Raw genomic sequence first — 312 nt, 5'->3', positions numbered from 1 at the left:
GTTGTAGCAAAATCTGTTTTCGTTCGTTGCCCCAACGATATCCAGATATACAACCATTCTTGCCCACAACACGATGGCAAGGGATAACTAATGCCAATTTGTTACATGCACATGCATGAGCGACTGCACGAAAAGCATTGGGCATACCGATACGTTGAGCTAACAACTTATATGAAATTGTTTCACCGCATGGTACATCACATACTGCTGCCCATACTTTCTGCTGAAAGATCGTGCCATTGATATCTAAGGAGAAATCATGTTTCCTTACCAACTTAGGAGTTTCTATCATTACTATAATATGGGCAACTT

1 protein-coding gene is annotated in these 312 nt (G+C 40.7%); it reads right to left on the bottom strand.

Annotation, left to right across the window (positions count from 1 at the left end; all coding sequences use genetic code 11):
* The coding region (locus tag ACFIK8_RS09850; RefSeq protein ID WP_375669319.1) for a methylated-DNA--[protein]-cysteine S-methyltransferase at window positions 1-312 on the bottom strand (312 nt) is incomplete at both ends.

Source organism: Bartonella sp. MR168JLCBS (assembly GCF_042194175.1).
The sequence above is the reverse complement of the archived record's forward strand: the minus strand, read 5'-3'. Positions and strand labels throughout refer to the sequence as shown.